At 71.6% G+C, this 14965-nt stretch carries 13 protein-coding genes; 6 read left to right on the top strand and 7 right to left on the bottom strand.

All coding sequences use genetic code 11. The annotated features are described in order from the left end of the window. Positions 1 to 144: 144 nt before the first annotated feature. Entirely contained in the window at positions 145 to 807 is a 663-nt protein-coding gene (locus tag ITJ50_RS07275; RefSeq protein WP_042541384.1) for a LuxR C-terminal-related transcriptional regulator, read from the bottom strand. Then, entirely contained in the window at positions 804 to 2039 is a 1236-nt protein-coding gene (locus tag ITJ50_RS07270) for a PspC domain-containing protein (RefSeq protein WP_194590221.1), read from the bottom strand. Before ITJ50_RS07270 ends, ITJ50_RS07275 begins: the two co-directional genes overlap by 4 nt. Positions 2040 to 2153: 114 nt before the next feature. Between ITJ50_RS07270 and ITJ50_RS07265 the strand changes: the two genes are divergently transcribed. The 4 genes from ITJ50_RS07265 to ITJ50_RS07250 all read left to right on the top strand — a co-directional run bounded on the left by ITJ50_RS07265 (position 2154) and on the right by ITJ50_RS07250 (position 6895). Beyond that, positions 2154 to 3545: a PspC domain-containing protein gene (locus ITJ50_RS07265; protein ID WP_194590220.1), complete on the top strand. Its 1392-nt coding sequence runs from the start codon at positions 2154 to 2156 to the stop codon at positions 3543 to 3545. A gap of 11 nt (positions 3546 to 3556) precedes the next feature. Then, the gene (locus ITJ50_RS07260; protein ID WP_017886984.1) at positions 3557 to 3835 is read left to right on the top strand and encodes a hypothetical protein; all 279 of its coding nucleotides are present in this window, start codon (positions 3557 to 3559) and stop codon (positions 3833 to 3835) included. 154 nt (positions 3836 to 3989) lie between these two features. Further along, positions 3990 to 5891: an amino acid transporter gene (locus tag ITJ50_RS07255; protein ID WP_228499484.1), complete on the top strand. Its 1902-nt coding sequence runs from the start codon at positions 3990 to 3992 to the stop codon at positions 5889 to 5891. Then, the gene (locus ITJ50_RS07250; protein WP_194590219.1) at positions 5888 to 6895 is read left to right on the top strand and encodes a DMT family transporter; all 1008 of its coding nucleotides are present in this window, start codon (positions 5888 to 5890) and stop codon (positions 6893 to 6895) included. The genes ITJ50_RS07255 and ITJ50_RS07250 overlap by 4 nt, the downstream gene beginning before the upstream one ends. A gap of 30 nt (positions 6896 to 6925) precedes the next feature. Here the strand turns inward: ITJ50_RS07250 and ITJ50_RS07245 are convergent, their stop codons facing one another. Continuing rightward, on the bottom strand, positions 6926 to 8608 hold the full coding sequence (locus tag ITJ50_RS07245) for a long-chain-fatty-acid--CoA ligase (protein WP_194590218.1): 1683 nt from the start codon (positions 8606 to 8608) through the stop codon (positions 6926 to 6928). Between the two features lie 95 nt (positions 8609 to 8703). On the opposite strand from ITJ50_RS07245, the gene ITJ50_RS07240 reads away from it, so the two are divergent. Further along, on the top strand, positions 8704 to 9615 hold the full coding sequence (locus tag ITJ50_RS07240; RefSeq protein ID WP_017886980.1) for an oxygenase MpaB family protein: 912 nt from the start codon (positions 8704 to 8706) through the stop codon (positions 9613 to 9615). A 188-nt stretch (positions 9616 to 9803) separates the two neighbouring features. On the opposite strand, the gene ITJ50_RS07235 is transcribed toward ITJ50_RS07240, so the two are convergent. The 4 genes from ITJ50_RS07235 to ITJ50_RS07220 form a co-directional block, all read right to left on the bottom strand. Continuing rightward, a complete protein-coding gene (locus ITJ50_RS07235; RefSeq protein ID WP_082047041.1) occupies positions 9804 to 10835 on the bottom strand; it encodes an aldo/keto reductase in 1032 nt (343 codons plus the stop codon). Then, a complete protein-coding gene (locus ITJ50_RS07230) occupies positions 10832 to 11398 on the bottom strand; it encodes a TIGR03086 family metal-binding protein (RefSeq protein WP_056073071.1) in 567 nt (188 codons plus the stop codon). The genes ITJ50_RS07235 and ITJ50_RS07230 overlap by 4 nt, the downstream gene beginning before the upstream one ends. 463 nt (positions 11399 to 11861) lie before the next feature. Then, a complete protein-coding gene (locus tag ITJ50_RS07225; RefSeq protein ID WP_017886977.1) occupies positions 11862 to 12422 on the bottom strand; it encodes a YceI family protein in 561 nt (186 codons plus the stop codon). Between the two features lie 109 nt (positions 12423 to 12531). Next, the gene (locus ITJ50_RS07220; RefSeq protein WP_071251204.1) at positions 12532 to 13464 is read right to left on the bottom strand and encodes a hypothetical protein; all 933 of its coding nucleotides are present in this window, start codon (positions 13462 to 13464) and stop codon (positions 12532 to 12534) included. 445 nt (positions 13465 to 13909) lie between these two features. On the opposite strand from ITJ50_RS07220, the gene ITJ50_RS07215 reads away from it, so the two are divergent. After that, positions 13910 to 14914 carry an aldo/keto reductase family protein gene (locus ITJ50_RS07215; protein ID WP_056073081.1) on the top strand — a complete coding sequence of 335 codons (1005 nt, stop codon included), beginning with the start codon at positions 13910 to 13912 and terminating at the stop codon, positions 14912 to 14914. The last annotated feature ends 51 nt before the right edge of the window (positions 14915 to 14965 follow it).

Genomic DNA, 14965 nt, shown 5'->3' with positions numbered 1-14965 from the left:
GGATCAGCGCGAAGTGACGCCATGGGCGGTCAACAAGGCTGTGCCATTCACCCCCAGGATCAGCGCGAAGTGACGCCATGGGCGGTCAACAAGGCTGTGCCATTCACCCCCAGGATCAGCGCGAAGTGACGCCGGTGTGGGCGCTCAGAGCAGCTTGCGCTGCAGCGCCCACGCGGTCAGCTCGTGCCGGTTCGACAGCTGCAGCTTCCGCAGGACCTTCGACACGTGGGTCTCGACGGTCTTCACCGAGATGAACAGCTCCGTCGCGACCTCCTTGTAGGCGTACCCGCGGGCGATGAGCCGCATGACCTCCTGCTCGCGGGCGGACAGGCGGTCCAGCTCGGTGTCGTGCTGCGCCGTCTCGCCGCTGACCGCCCCGAACGCGTCGAGCACGAAGCCGGCCAGGCGCGGCGAGAACACCGCGTCGCCGTCCGCCACACGGGTCACGGCCTCGGCGACCTCGGCACTCGACGAGCTCTTCGTGATGTACCCGCGGGCGCCGGCCCGGATGACCCGGACGACGTCATCGGCGGCGTCCGACACGCTCAGCGCGAGGAACCGGGTGTCCGGGTTCCCCGGTGCGGACCGCGTGATCACCTCGGCACCACCACCCCCGCCGCCACCCGGCAGGTGCACGTCGAGCAGGACGACGCGCGGGCGCGTGGCTGCGACGAGCGTCACGGCCTCGTCGACGGTCGCCGCCTCACCAACGACCTGGAGGCCCGGTGGCAGCCCGGCGCGCACGCCGGCTCGGAAGATGGAGTGGTCGTCGACGATCGCGACCGTCAACGGGGCGGGTTCGGTCATGCGTGCTCCTCGTCGTGACTCGCGGGTGCGAGCGGCAGGGTCAGTCGGACCTCGGTGCCCGTGTGCCCCGGCCCGGGCGCGATCGTCGCGAGGCCGCCGAGGCGCTGCATGCGGCCGATGATCGACTCGCGGACGCCGTACCGGCCCGCCGGCACCTGCTCGACGTCGAAGCCCGGTCCGCGGTCGCGGATGCTGATCTCGACCCGGCCGCGGGCGGTCTCGGCGTACACGCTGACGGTCCCGCCGGCGTGCCGGGCAGCGTTGAGCACCGCTTCGCGAGCGGCGGCGACGAGCCCGTCGGGCAGGTCGGTGCGGGCAGGGCCCACCGCGATGACGTCGATGCGGGCGGGGTACTCGGACTCGATCTCGACGGCGGCGTCGCGCAGCTGCGTGCCGAGGTCGCGCGCCGGTTCCGCCTGCTCCGCGAAGAGCCAGGACCGCAGCTCGCGTTCCTGCGCCCGCGCCAGCCGGGCCGCGTCGGAGCCGGGCTCGGCCTTCTGCTGGATGAGGGCGAGCGTCTGCAACACCGAGTCGTGCAGGTGCGCGGCGAACTCGGCCCGCTCGAGGTCACGGACGCGGGCGGCGCGTTCCTCGGCGAGGTCGCGGACGAGCCGGACCACCCACGGGGCGACCACGACGGCGACCCCGACCAGGACGGCGACCGCGGCGGTGAGGACCGTCCAGACGTTCGGGCGGCTGCTCGTCGTGAAGAACAGCAGGATGCCGAGCACGACGAGCACCAGGGCCCCGAGCGCCCGCACGACCAGGGCGGAGGACCGGGCCGTGCGGACGTTGCGGAGCGCGTCGAACTGTCGCCAGGCGAGTGCGGCGCCGGTGACGACGACGACGCCGGGCACGACGAACTCGAGGGGGACCGCCATGCCCATCCGCGCTGCCACCACCGCGCCGGCGGCGGCGAGCAAGGCCACGCCGAGCAGGATCTCGACGACCGGGGCGCGGAGGGCGGACACGGGGTCGTCGTCTCCGGCCACGCCGACGGCAGGCGTCAGGAAGGACTTGAGTGGTGCGCGGCCCGAGGCGGAACCGGCTGGCGCACTCGGGACGGTCGCCCAGAGCCAGGCGTAGAGCAGCAGGCCGGCGCCACCGCAGACCACCAGGACCGCGGTGACGAGCCGGACGGCCCCGACCGGCAGCCCGGTGTGCGCCGCGAACCCGCTGCAGACGCCGCCGACGACCCTCGGGGTCGGGCGCGTCATCGTCGCGGTGGCCATGGGCCAATCCTGGCACCCGGACGGCGCCCGCAGCAGGGTCCGGGGCCGGGATCAGGGACCGGTCAGGGGGAACCCCGATGGTGCCGACGCACGCCTGCCGGGATGCTGGTGGTCATGACCGATCACCAGCACGACTCCGCTCCCGGCACCGCTGCCGGCAGCGCCGACTCGACGACCCGGTTCTTCGACTGGGTCCGCGGCCTCGGCATCACGCGCACCGACGACCGCTGGCTCGCCGGCGTGTGCGGCGCCGTCGCCCGCCGCACCGGGCTCGACCCGCTCGTGGTCCGCGGCGTGGCGATCGTCGTCGCACTGCTGGGCGGGCCGGTCTTCCTGGCGTACGCCGTCGGCTGGGCGCTGCTGCCCGACTCCGCCGGACGCATCCACGTCGACCGGATGATGCGCGGGGTGCTCGACCCCGCACTCATCGCGATCGGCGCCTTCGTGGCACTGACCTTCGTGCCCGCCGCCCGGGGGCTGTGGTGGCAGGGTGTGCCCGATGCCTGGGGGATGCCCAGCTGGCTCGAGGCGACCCTGGCCACCGCGTGGAGCATCGTGCTGGTCGGCGGGATCGTCTGGCTCATCGTGGTCCTGGCCCGACGCGGAGTGGAGGGCGACCGGACCGCGCACACCGAAGCCGACCCGTCGGCCGCGCCGCGGGGCGACTTCTGGACCAGCCCCGAGGAGCCGCGCCCGGCCCGGACCGCGTGGACCACCGAGGCGACCGGCGCGCCGGAGCCGGGTCGGGCCTCCTGGCAGTGGGACGTGCCGGTGAGCCCCGAGGACCGGCGACTGCAGCACGAGGAGCGGTTGCGCGCGGAACGCGAGCGGGCCGGCGAACGGCGGGCCGAGCGGGAGCAGCGGCGCCCCGGAGCGGCGTACGTCGCCGTGTCCCTCGGACTCGCACTCGTCGCCGGAGCCGGGGTCGCGTTCTGGGCGCAGCAGGCCGGGTGGTCCGTCCCGGTCCTCGGGATCGCCGCCGCGCTCGCGGTGCTGGCGATCGCCACGATCGTCGCCGGGGTCCGCGGCCGCGACGACGACGTGCTCGGACTGTTCTCGACGGTCGCCGCGGTGGCCCTCGTGGTCACCGGGGTCCTGCCCGCCGGCACACAGGTCTCGCTGATCGGCGGCACCACGTGGCAGGTGGAACGGGCCGCGCCGGGGACCGAGCGGAACTTCGCGATGCTGGCCGGTGGGCCCACCCTGGACCTCCGCGGCCTCGAACCGTCGGCCAGCGGGGGCGACGTGACCCTCTGGCTGGGCGCCGGCGGAGCCGACGTGCTGCTGCCGACCGACCTGCCGGTCCGGGTCGAGGTCAGCGGCGTCGGGTACGGCGTGGACACCGGCGGAGGCGACGACGGAGCGGACACCGGCGGGGTGCTCCGGACCACGACGCTGGAGAACCGCGCGGCGCGCACGGCCGATGCGGACGAGACCACGACCGTGCACCTGTGGATCCTCGGCGGCGGCGTCGACGTGCCGCGGGCGATCACGGTCGGCGAGTGAGGAACGGGACCATGACGAACGACGACACCACGAACGACGAGACGACAGCGCCGACGGTTCCGCCGGAGGTTCCCGACGGGCGCGGCCACCGGCCTGCACGCCGCGGTGCACGGTTCGGCACGATCCTGTGGGGCGTGCTGATGCTCGTGTTCGCCGGGGCGATGGCCGTGAGTGCGCTGCCGATGTTCTCAGTGGACACCACGACCCTGCTGCTGGCCGCCTGCATCGCCGCCGGCGTCCTGCTGGTCGTCGCCGGGATCGTGGCGACCCTGTCCCGCACACGGCGGTAGTGGGAGCGCCCCGTGCACAGGGTCGTCCGGGTGTGCGCGGGGGCCACCCGGACGGCTTAGCATCATCCTCGTGACCGCGACAGACGCCGAGCGGGCCGCCCAGCGCGACGCCACCGAGCAGCCCCTCGACCGCAGCACCCGCCTGCGCCGGTGGATGCTGCACGGGGCCGACCAGGGAGCCTCCCACCAGGGCCCGCACCAGGTCGAGGTCGAGAAGACCCACCCGTGGTGGCGGGTCATGTGCCTGACCGGCGTGGACTACTTCTCCACCCTCGGGTACCAGCCCGCCATCGCCGCGCTCGCCGCGGGGCTGCTGTCGCCGATCGCGACGATCGTCCTCGTGCTCGTCACGTTGTTCGGCGCGCTGCCGGTGTACCGCCGGATCGCCCACGACAGCTTCCGGGGCGCCGGGTCGATCATGATGCTCGAGAAGCTCCTGCCATGGTGGGCCGGCAAGCTGCTCGTGCTGGTGCTGCTCGGGTTCGCCGTGACGGACTTCATGATCACGATGACCCTGTCGGCGGCCGACGCCACGGCGCACATCGCCGAGAACCCGTACACGCCGCACTGGTTCACCGAGATCCCGGTGCCGCTCACCCTGGCGCTGCTGCTCCTGCTCGGCATCGTGTTCCTGCGCGGATTCAAGGAAGCCATCGGCATCGCGGTCGGGCTCGTCGCCGTGTTCCTCGCCCTGAACGCCGTCGTCATCATCGTCGCGCTCTGGCACGTGTTCGAGAACCCGATGGTCGCCAGCGACTGGTGGTCCGGGCTGACGGCGCAGCACGGCAACCCGCTCGTCATGGTCGGCATCGCCCTGATCGTGTTCCCGAAGCTCGCGCTCGGGCTCTCCGGCTTCGAGACCGGCGTCGCGGTGATGCCGCAGGTCCGTGGCGACGCCACCGACGGCACCAGCGACCGACCCGAAGGCCGGATCCGTGGCACGAAGCGGCTGCTGACGGTCGCGGCGCTGATCATGAGCTCGTTCCTCATCACCTCGTCGATCGTGACGACGTTCCTCATCCCGCAGCGCGAGTTCCAGCCGGGCGGTGGTGCGAACGGTCGTGCGCTGGCGTACCTGGCGCACGAATACATGGGCGGCGTGTTCGGGTCGATCTACGACTTCTCCACCGTCGCCATCCTGTGGTTCGCCGGCGCGAGCGCGATGGCCGGGCTCCTGAACCTCGTGCCGCGGTTCCTGCCCCGCTACGGCATGGCACCCCAGTGGGCTCGCGCCGTGCGTCCCCTCGTGATCATCTTCACGCTCATCGCGTTCGTGATCACGATCATCTTCCAGGCCGACGTCGACGCCCAGGGCGGCGCCTACGCCACCGGCGTCCTCGTGCTCATCACGAGTGCCGCGGTCGCCGTGACGCTGTCCGCGCGCCGCAAGCAGCAGCGCAAGCGCACTATCGCGTTCGGCGTGATCTCGGTCGTGTTCGTCTACACCACGGTCGCCAACGTGATCGAGCGGCCCGACGGCGTGCGGATCGCGGCGATCTTCATCATCGCGATCGTCGTGGTCTCGCTCATCTCGCGCGTGCGCCGCTCGTTCGAACTCCGGGCGTCGTCGATCGAGCTGGACGCGACGGCCCGCCAGTTCGTCGAGGCCGATGCCGACCAGTTCAGCTCGATCTGCATCATCGCCAACGAGCCCGGTGCCGGCACGGCCGAGGCGTACCGGGCGAAGGGGCGCGAGGAACGTCGTGATTCCGGCATCCCGGCGCGCGTGCCGACGATGTTCCTCGAGGTCCTGCCCGCCGACTCGTCCGACTTCGAAGAGGACCTGGTGGTCGAAGGGCACGTCATCCACGGGTTCCGCGTGCTCAAGGTCCGCTCCGGCAACGTCCCGAACACCATCGCGTCGACCCTCCTCGCCATCCGCGACCTCGCCGGTGTGGTGCCGAGCATCTACTTCGAGTGGAACGAGGGCAGCCCGATCCGGAACGCCCTGCGCTTCGTGTTCACCGGTGCCGGCGACGTCGCCCCCGTGACGCGCGAGGTCCTGCGCGAAGCGGAACCCGAGGTCAACCGACGGCCCAACGTCCACGTCGCGTGAGCCGCGGACCGGGCGCAGGACGTGCCTCCAGGCCCGTCGGCGGCCTGGCGGCGATCGTGGTCGCCGCGGCGGTGTGGGGCACCACCGGGACCGCGACGCACTTCGCGCCCGGTGTGCCGGCGTTCGTGTTCGGCGCGGTGACCTTCGGCCTGGGCGGGCTCGTGCTCGCGGCGACCGCGGGCCGGGGCACCCTGCGAGCCGTGGGCCAGCGCCGGACCCGGGGCTGGGCCCTGCTCGGTGCCGTGTCGCTCGTGGTCTACGCGATCGCGTTCTACGCGGCCCTCGCCGACGCCGGCGTCGCGCTCGGCACGACCCTGGCCATCGGCTCGTCGCCCGTCTTCGCCGGCCTGGTCGAGTGGGTCGTCGACCGCAGGCCCGTCACGCGCCGCTGGCTCGTGGCCACCCTGGTGAGCGTGGTCGGCATGGTCGTCGTCACCCTCGCCCGCTCCGGGCACGGCGACGGCGGGCGATCGCTCGCGGTCGGCGTCGGCAGCGCCCTGGTCGCCGGTCTGACGTACGCGCTGTACTCGTGGGCGGTGGCGCGGGGGATGCACGCGGCGACGAGCCGGATGCCGATCGCCGTCGGTCGCGCCGAGGCCGACACCATGCGGGTCGGCGGCGACGTCGGGGTCGCTGCGGCACGGGCAGCCCGCGGGCCGAACGAGCGCGGACTCGTCGGAGCGGTGTTCGGCATGGCCGCGGTGCCGCTCGTCGTGCTCGCCGTGGTGGCGGGCGGGCCGTTCCTGGCCGAGGCCGACGACTGGCCGGTGTTCCTGTACCTGGCGCTGGTGCCGACGGTCATCGGCCACTCGCTGTACGCGGTCGGACTCCGGTCGGTGACGGCATCGGTCGCGACGCTGCTTTCACTGCTCGAGCCCGTCGTGGCCGCGGTGCTGGCGGTGCTCGTGGTGGGGGAGCACCTGGGACTCGGCGGCTGGACCGGCATCGTGCTCGTGGTGGTCGGGCTGTCCGTGCTTGCGCTGCCCGCGCGACGCCCCAGCTGACGAGCAGCAGCGTCTGCGCGCCGCCGCGCGTCAGCCGTCCAGGATCTGGTCGCGCACCTTCCGCCGCAGCACCTTGCCGATCATCGAGCGCGGCAGGTCCTCGACCACGACGACCCGGCGCGGCACCTTGTACGCCGCCAGGTGTTCGCGTGACCAGGCCCGCAGCGCCGCGGGGTCGAACGTCGACGGGTCCTTCGGCACGACCGCGGCGACGACCTGCTCGTTGCCACCCTGCGTGATGCCGACGACCGCGACCTCTTTGACGCTGGGGTGCTTGAGCAGGGTGTCCTCGACCTCGGACGGCGACACGTTGAAGCCGCCGGTGATGATGAGTTCCTTCAAGCGGTCGACGATCCGGACGTACCCGTCGGCACCGATGGCCACGATGTCGCCGGTGCGGAACCAGCCGTCGGGCGTGAAGACCTCATCGGTGGCCTCCGCCTTGCCCCAGTAGCCGCGGAACACCTGCGGGCCACGGACCTGCAGCTCGCCGGGTTCGTCGACGCCGAGCACCTTGGTGTCGTCGTCCGGGTCGACCACGCGTGCCTCGGTGGAGGACAACGGCAGGCCGATCGACCCGAGGCGGCGCTCCGGGGAGACCGGGTTGGCCATCAGGACGGGGGAGCACTCGGACAGGCCGTAGCCCTCGACCAGGTAGCCGTCGGTCCGGGCCTCCCACGGTTCGACGATGTCCTGCGACAGTGGCATGGCGCCGGAGATGCCGATCTCGATGCCCTTGAGCGACACCTTCGCCGAGTCGGCGGCGTGCTGCAGCCGGGCGTAGATCGGCGGCACGGCCGGCAGGAACGTCGGCGGGTGACGCTTGATGGCGCTCAGGACCAGAGCGGGGTCGAACGCGGGGAAGAGCACGAGCCGCGAGGCCATGCTCATCGCGAAGGTCAGGCAGAGCGTCAGACCGTACGCGTGGAACATCGGCAGCACCGCGTACACGACGTTGTCGCCGCGGCGGATCTGCGGCACCCACGCCCGGGCCTGGGCAGCGTTCGCCAGCAGGTTCCGGTGACTCAGGACCGCACCCTTCGGAGTCCCGGTGGTGCCGGAGGTGTACTGGATCAGCGCGACGTCGTCGTTGGCCGGGCGCGGGTGCCGCTTCGACAGCTTGCGGGTGTCGGCGACGTCGTCCCACTTCACCGTGCCACGGACCTTCGTCGTCAGTTTCGCGCGGGACTCGCGGGCCTTCGCGACCGGCAGTGCCAGGGCGAGCCGGGTGCTCCGGGGCATCGCACGGGTGATGTCGACCGAGACGATCGCGTCGAGGTGCACGTCGGCCGGGAAGTCCTGCAGCGTCGCGACGGACTTGTCCCAGGCGATGGCGACCTTGGCGCCGTGGTCCTCGAACTGGTGGCGGAGCTCCCGCGGCGTGTACAGCGGGTTGTGCTCGACCACGATCGCGCCGAGCCGCAGCACCGCGTAGAACGCCACGATGTGCTGGGGGCAGTTCGGCAGCACGATGGCGACGCGGTCACCCGCCCCCACGCCGAGCTTCCGCAGGCCGTTCGCCGCGCGGAGGATCTGCTCCTCGAGGTCGGCGTAGCTCGTGGTGCGCTTGAAGAACTCGAGGGCGACCTGCCTGGGGAACTTCCGGGCCGACTGCTCGACCAGGTCGTACAGGGAACCGCTCTGTTCCTCGATGTCGTGCGGGACCCCCGGGGCGTACGAGGCAAGCCAGGGACGAGGCGTGTCGATGCTCACTCGACCAACGTAGCGGGCGACCCCCGTGCACCCTGGGAACGGTCGGCCCGCGCGAAGCCGAGTGCGTTCCCAGGGGGCGGACGGACGATGACGCCATGCCCTCCGTCTCCGACGCCCTCCGGTCCCGCCTCAACGACACGTTCACCGGGGGCGCGACGAGCAAGCCGGAGTGGATCGACGAGCTCGAGCAGGGCACCGACGCCGGGTTCTTCGGCCCGGGCTCCGCGACGTGGTCCGTGCACGGCGGCAAGCAGACGATCGTCGCCGGGGTCCGGGCGCTGCTCGTCCAGGCCCTCCACCCCGGGGTCCTCGCCGGCGTGGCCGACCACTCCCGCTACCGCGAGGACCCGTTCGGCCGCCTCGCCGGCACCATCCGCTGGATCTTCACCGTCTCGCACGGTGACACCGCCACCGCCCGCGGGGCCAGCGAGTGGGTGCTGCGCCTGCACGAGCGGGTCCGCGGCGAGTACGTCGACGGACACGGCACCACGCGGGACTACTCCGCCAACGACCCGCTCATGGCGCGCTGGGTCCACCTGGCCTTCACGGACGCGTTCCTCCGCGCCGCGCAGCGGTGGGGCGATCCGATCCCGGGAGGAGCCGACGCCTACGTGCGCGAGTGGGCGACCGCCGGCCGGCTCATGCGCGTCGAGGACCCGCCGGAATCCGAGGCGGAGCTCCGCGCCCAGATGAACGGGTACCTCGACCGTGGCGAACTGGCGGTGACGGCCCGCACCCGTGACGTCGTCAAGTTCATCCGGAACCCACCGCTCGCGCTGATGCTTCGGCCCGGCTACCAGGCCCTGTTCCAGGGCGCCGTGTCGACGCTGGACCCCCGCCACCGCTCGATGCTCGGCCTGCGGGCCCCGATGATCGGTCCTGTCGAGCTGCCCGTCAGCCGCACGGCCGGCCTGGTGCTCGACGGCATCGGGGGCGTGCTCGGCAACCAGACCGGCACGGAGCGCGCAGCGCTCGTGCGCATCGCACGACTCGAGCGCGGCGCGTAGCCGCTTCCAGGGATCGCCCGCGCAGGACGCCGTCGTCTTGTCGAGACGCCGCCCTGTCCGGCGGCGTTGCGCGAGGACGCAGGCGTGGTACCGACACGACGGCGTGTCGCGGGCCGTGGGGGTGACGACGGACGGACGGGAGGAACGGGGCCAAGCCGATCCGCGCCTCCCGTCCGTCTGGTGGTGCGTCAGAAACCCGACGGCACCCGGGGCGTGTACGCGGACTCGAGTCGCGTGACCTCGTCGTCGGTGAGCGTCAGCGACGCTGCGGCCACCGCGTCGTCGATGTGGTGCTCCTTCGTCGCGCCGACGATCGGCGCGGAGACCGCGGGCTTGCCGGCGACCCAGGCCAGGGCGACCTGCGCCATCGGGACGCCGCGCTCGGCGGCGACGGCCTCGACCGTGTCGACGATCGCGCGGTTGGCGTCCTCGTCCTGCTTGTAGAGGGTCTTGCCGAACTCGTCGGTCTGCGCGCGCGAACCCGACCCGGAGGCGTCCCATGGGCGCGTGACGCGGCCGCGGGCCAGGGGGCTCCACGGGATCACGCCGACGCCGGTGTGCTCGCAGAAGGGGAGCATCTCGCGCTCCTCCTCGCGCTCGAGCAGGTTGTACTGGTCCTGCATGCTGACGAACTTCGTCCATCCGTGGCGTTCGGCGGTGTGCTGCATCTCGGCGAACTGCCACGCCCACATGCTGCTCGCGCCGATGTAGCGCGCCTTGCCGGCCTTGACGACGTCGTGCAGGGCCTCCATCGTCTCCTCGACCGGGGTCTCCGGGTCGAAGCGGTGGATCTGGTACAGGTCGACGTAGTCCGTACCCAGGCGGGTCAGGGACGCGTCGATCTCGTGCATGATCGCCGCGCGGGACAGTCCGGCGCCGTTCCGACCAGGGCGCATCCGGTTGAAGACCTTCGTGAAGACCTGGACGTCCTCGCGCGGAGCCAGCTCGGCCAGGAGCGTGCCGGTGATCTCCTCGCTACTGCCGTCGGAGTACACGTTCGCGGTGTCGAAGGTCGTGATGCCGGCCTCGAACGCACGGCGGACGAACGGGCGGGCCTCGTCGATGCCGACGCTCCAGGCGTGCGAGCCCCGGTCCGGGTCGCCGTAGGACATCATGCCGAGGACGACGCTGCTGATCTCGAGCCCCGAGTTGCCGAGGCGCTTCGTGTCGGTGGTCATGCTGCTCGTCTCCGTGGTGGTGCCGCTCGTGTCGGTGGTCATGCCGACACTCTGGCATCGCGGCCTGTGACGGCCAGCAGGCGGACCTGCAGCGGGGTGTCCTCGGTGACGTCGACCGGGGGCGCGTAGAGGCCAGTCGCCGCCAGGTCTTCGATCTGCGGCTCGAAGTACTCCCACACGGCACGGACGAGCTCGTCGGGCAGGGACTCCTCGGTGCCGGTCGCCCGGGCGAGGTCCCACGTGTGGATCGTGATGTCGCTCGTCTGCTCGGTCAGGTACTGCGCGGCGGGCACGACGTCGGTGCTGAGGTGCACGGGGGTGTCCTGCGGGGCGTTCCGCCAGGCGTCGGTGGCTGCGGTGGCGAACCGGTGCCACTCGGCGACCAGGTCATCGCCGATGGGTTCGAGGTCGGCCTGCGCCTGGGCGTAGTCGCACCCGGTCAGGAGCTTCGGGATCCACCGTTGCTCGTCGACGACGTGGGCGACGAGGTCGCGGGTGGACCACTCGGAGTCGGGGGTGGGGGCGTCCCAGTCGGTGACGGCGGCGACGCGGCGGCCGAACTCGGCTGCCGCGAGGGCCTGCATCGCGATCCAGTCGGTGGCCATGGTGGTGCTCCTGTTCGTCGTGCGGGCGGTGCGGGTGGTGGTGGTGGTGCTCGTGGTGCCTTTCGTGCAACTCGGGGTTCGGCGTGCGGATTCCCCGGCGGCCCCTGCGCGCCCCACGGTACGCGGGCTCGCGGCCGCGGCGCGTGCCCCCGCCGGTCTCGCTCCCGCTCGTCCCGCTCCCGCTCGCGGTCCCGCGAGCGGGCGAAATGTCAGGAGCGCCACGGGGATCGGCAGGGTGTTTCGCCCGCTCGTTGGTGGCGCGGCGTGGCGTGGGTGCGCAGGCCGACTAGCGGGCGAAATGTCAGGCTCATGAGGGCGATGGTCCGGGCATTTCGCCCGCTCGTGGTCGGCAAAGAAGCGCGGGAACGACGAACGCCCCGACTCCGTCGGGAGTCGGGGCGTTCGTCTCGGGTTCGGGTGGTGCCGTTCGGTGCCCTCAGTGGGGCGACGAGTACGAGGAGGCTCAGGCCGCCTGGAGGACGAACTGGACGTCGAGGTTGATCGTGACGTCGTTGCCGAGCGTGAATCCACCGGCCTCGAGCGCCGCGTTCCAGTTCACACCGAACTCGGTGCGGTCGATCTTGGTGGTCGCCTCGGCGCCGAACTTGACCTGTCCGTAACCGTCGGTGGTGAATCCGCCGAGCTCAGCCTTGAGGACGACGGGCTTGGTGACGCCGCGCAGGGTCAGGTCGCCCGAGATGTGCAGGTCGTCGCCCTTCGCCTCGATGCTCGTGGAACGGAAGGTGAGCTGCGGGTGCTCCTCAGTGAGGAAGAAGTCGCTCGTCTTGAGGTGCTGGTCGCGCTGCTCCTGACCGGTGTTGATCGACGCGACGTCGATGCTGGCCTCGACGGTCGACTCGAGCGGGTTCTCGGCGGTGACGACGGTGGCGTCGAACGTCTCGAACTTGCCCTTGACCTTGCTGATGGCGAGGTGGCGGACCGAGAAGGTGACCTCCGAGTGGGTCGGGTCGATCTTCCAGGTGCCGGTCTGGTAGCCGGGAACGGTGTCAGCGGTGAGCGTCATGGTGGTCCTTCTTCCGAACGAGAGTCTGCGGTGCGACGCGTTCCATGCGCCTGCATCGAGTTGATACTACGACAGTGTGCACCGTTTTGGTTGAAGCGTCAACCATTGTTCACCCAAGTGTCGCAAACCGCGTGTCGTGGGCTCCTCGGGCACCGACGTCGAGCAGCCGACGGATGCGGTTGACGAAGCGCTCGACTCCGTGCGCAAGGTCGTCCGCCGTCACCCTGACGAGCCACCAATCGACGTCCTTGAGGTGCTCACCGCGCGTGAGGTCCTTGCGGAAGCTGGCTGGATCGGTGCGGTGCAGATCGCTCTCGTACTCGATCGCCACCCTGGCCTCGGGGTACGCGAGATCCACGCACGCGATCCACTCCCCGTCGACGACGACATCGTGGTTGAGCGCGGGTTCCGGGAGTCCGCGGCGGAGCAGCGCCAGTCGTGTCCTGGTCTCTCCCGGCGACCGAGAACCCTGCCGGATCTCTTCGAGCGCGAGGCGGAGCTTCACGATCCCGCGGATGCCACGTCGCCGACGGACAGCCAGAGCGAGTTCGTCGAGCGTTGCCCAGCCGAGCCACCCGACGAGCGCGTCCCCGGCGACGATGAGTTCGTCGAGCGTCAACATCGAGCCGAGCGCGACGAAGGTGTCGGCAGGTGTGGTGAGCGGCACACCTCGGGCGATCGTCGCCCGGACCGACCCGTACCGCGCTCGATGGCCGACCGTGCCACGAACCCGGAGCGCTTGGTCGGTGCCGATCGTCGTGACGTGCAACCGCTGATCACGTTCGAGGCGACGGGGGAGGGGGACGCCGATGACCGCTGCGGCGGTGACGTGACTGAACACCTGATCGGGGCGGAGTCGAGGAGCGAGTGCCCGAGCACGTTCGTCCACGGATTCCGGGGGGAACGCGGACCGGATGCCGTGGAACGGTCGGACGAGGTCGCGTGCGTCGAGGCGACCACGCGAGACCCCGCGGTGCAGCGCGTCCCGCACCCGGAAGGAAGCGTCACGGAGTGCCATCGGGAGCCGGCGTCTGGCGGTCATCTCCACATCGTGGCCGCGAGCTGACGGTGCGGACGGGAGTAGCGCCTCCATTGTGGATCGTGACCGCGCTCGTGCGGTTGTGGAGGGATGGCGACACCGTCGAACGGGCGAAACACCGGGCGCATCCCGCCGTCGCACGCCGGTGTTTCGCCCGTTCGCGGGGTTCGCGGGGCTCGCGGGGTTCGCGGGGCTCGTCGGCGGGGCCGTTGGACGGTTCGGGAACTGGCTCCCGAGGGATCGCCCGAAGCGCTCTCACGGCGAGCGGGCGAGATGTCCCGGTGCGTCGTCGAGGACACCTGGGCATTTCGCCCGCTCGCCGATCCTGCTCGCCGATCCCACCGCCCGGCCGCGCCGCCGCGCCGCACCCGCACCCCCGCCCCGCCCCCGCCCGACAGGCACTCGCGGGACCCCTCACGTGCGCGCTCACTCCAGTAGCGTCGGGACCATGGAATTCAGGTACCTGGGCAACTCCGGACTCAAGATCTCCGAGATCACCTACGGCAACTGGCTGACGCACGGCTCGCAGGTCGAGAACGACGTCGCCACCCAGTGCGTTCGGGCAGCGCTCGACGCCGGCATCACCACGTTCGACACTGCGGACACGTACGCCAACACCGCCGCCGAGACCGTCCTCGGCGAGGCGCTCAAGGGCGAGCGGCGCCAGTCCCTCGAGGTCTTCACGAAGGTCTACTGGCCGACGGGCCCGAAGGGGCACAACGACGTCGGCCTCAGCCGCAAGCACATCATGGAGTCGATCGACGGCTCGCTCGAGCGGCTGCAGACCGACTACGTCGACCTCTACCAGGCGCACCGCTACGACTACGAGACCCCCCTCGAGGAGACGATGCAGGCCTTCGCCGACGTCGTCCGTCAGGGCAAGGCGCTCTACATCGGCGTCAGCGAGTGGACCGCCGAGCAGATCCGCGCCGGCGCCGCACTCGCCAAGGAGCTCGGCTTCCAGCTCATCTCGAACCAGCCGCAGTACTCGATGCTGTGGCGGGTCATCGAGGGCGAGGTCGTCCCGGCCTCGAAGCAGCTCGGCCTGTCGCAGATCGTCTGGTCGCCCATCGCGCAGGGCGTCCTGACCGGCAAGTACAAGCCCGGTCAGCCCCTGCCCGAGGGCTCGCGTGCCACGGACGAGAAGGGCGGCGCCGACATGATCAAGCGGTTCATGCGCGACGAGGTCCTCGAAGCCGTGCAGCGCCTGCAGCCCGTCGCGGACCAGGCCGGCCTCACGCTCGCGCAGCTCGCGATCGCGTGGACCCTGCAGAACGAGAACGTCGCCTCGGCGATCGTCGGCGCCTCGCGTCCGCAGCAGGTCACCGACAACGTCAAGGCCGCCGGCGTCAAGCTCGACGCGGACGCCCTCGCGGCGATCGACGAGGCACTCGGCGACATCCCGGAGCGCGACGCGTCCAAGAACGTGTCCCCGTCGTCGCGCCCCGCGTAGACGCGACCGACCGACGGACGGGAGGCCCGGTGCCAGCTGGCACCGGGCCTC

This window comes from Curtobacterium sp. VKM Ac-2889 (assembly GCF_015350855.1).
Taxonomy (GTDB): domain Bacteria; phylum Actinomycetota; class Actinomycetes; order Actinomycetales; family Microbacteriaceae; genus Curtobacterium; species Curtobacterium poinsettiae.
Note: the sequence above shows the minus strand (reverse complement) of the source record. Positions and strands in the feature narration are given on the sequence as shown.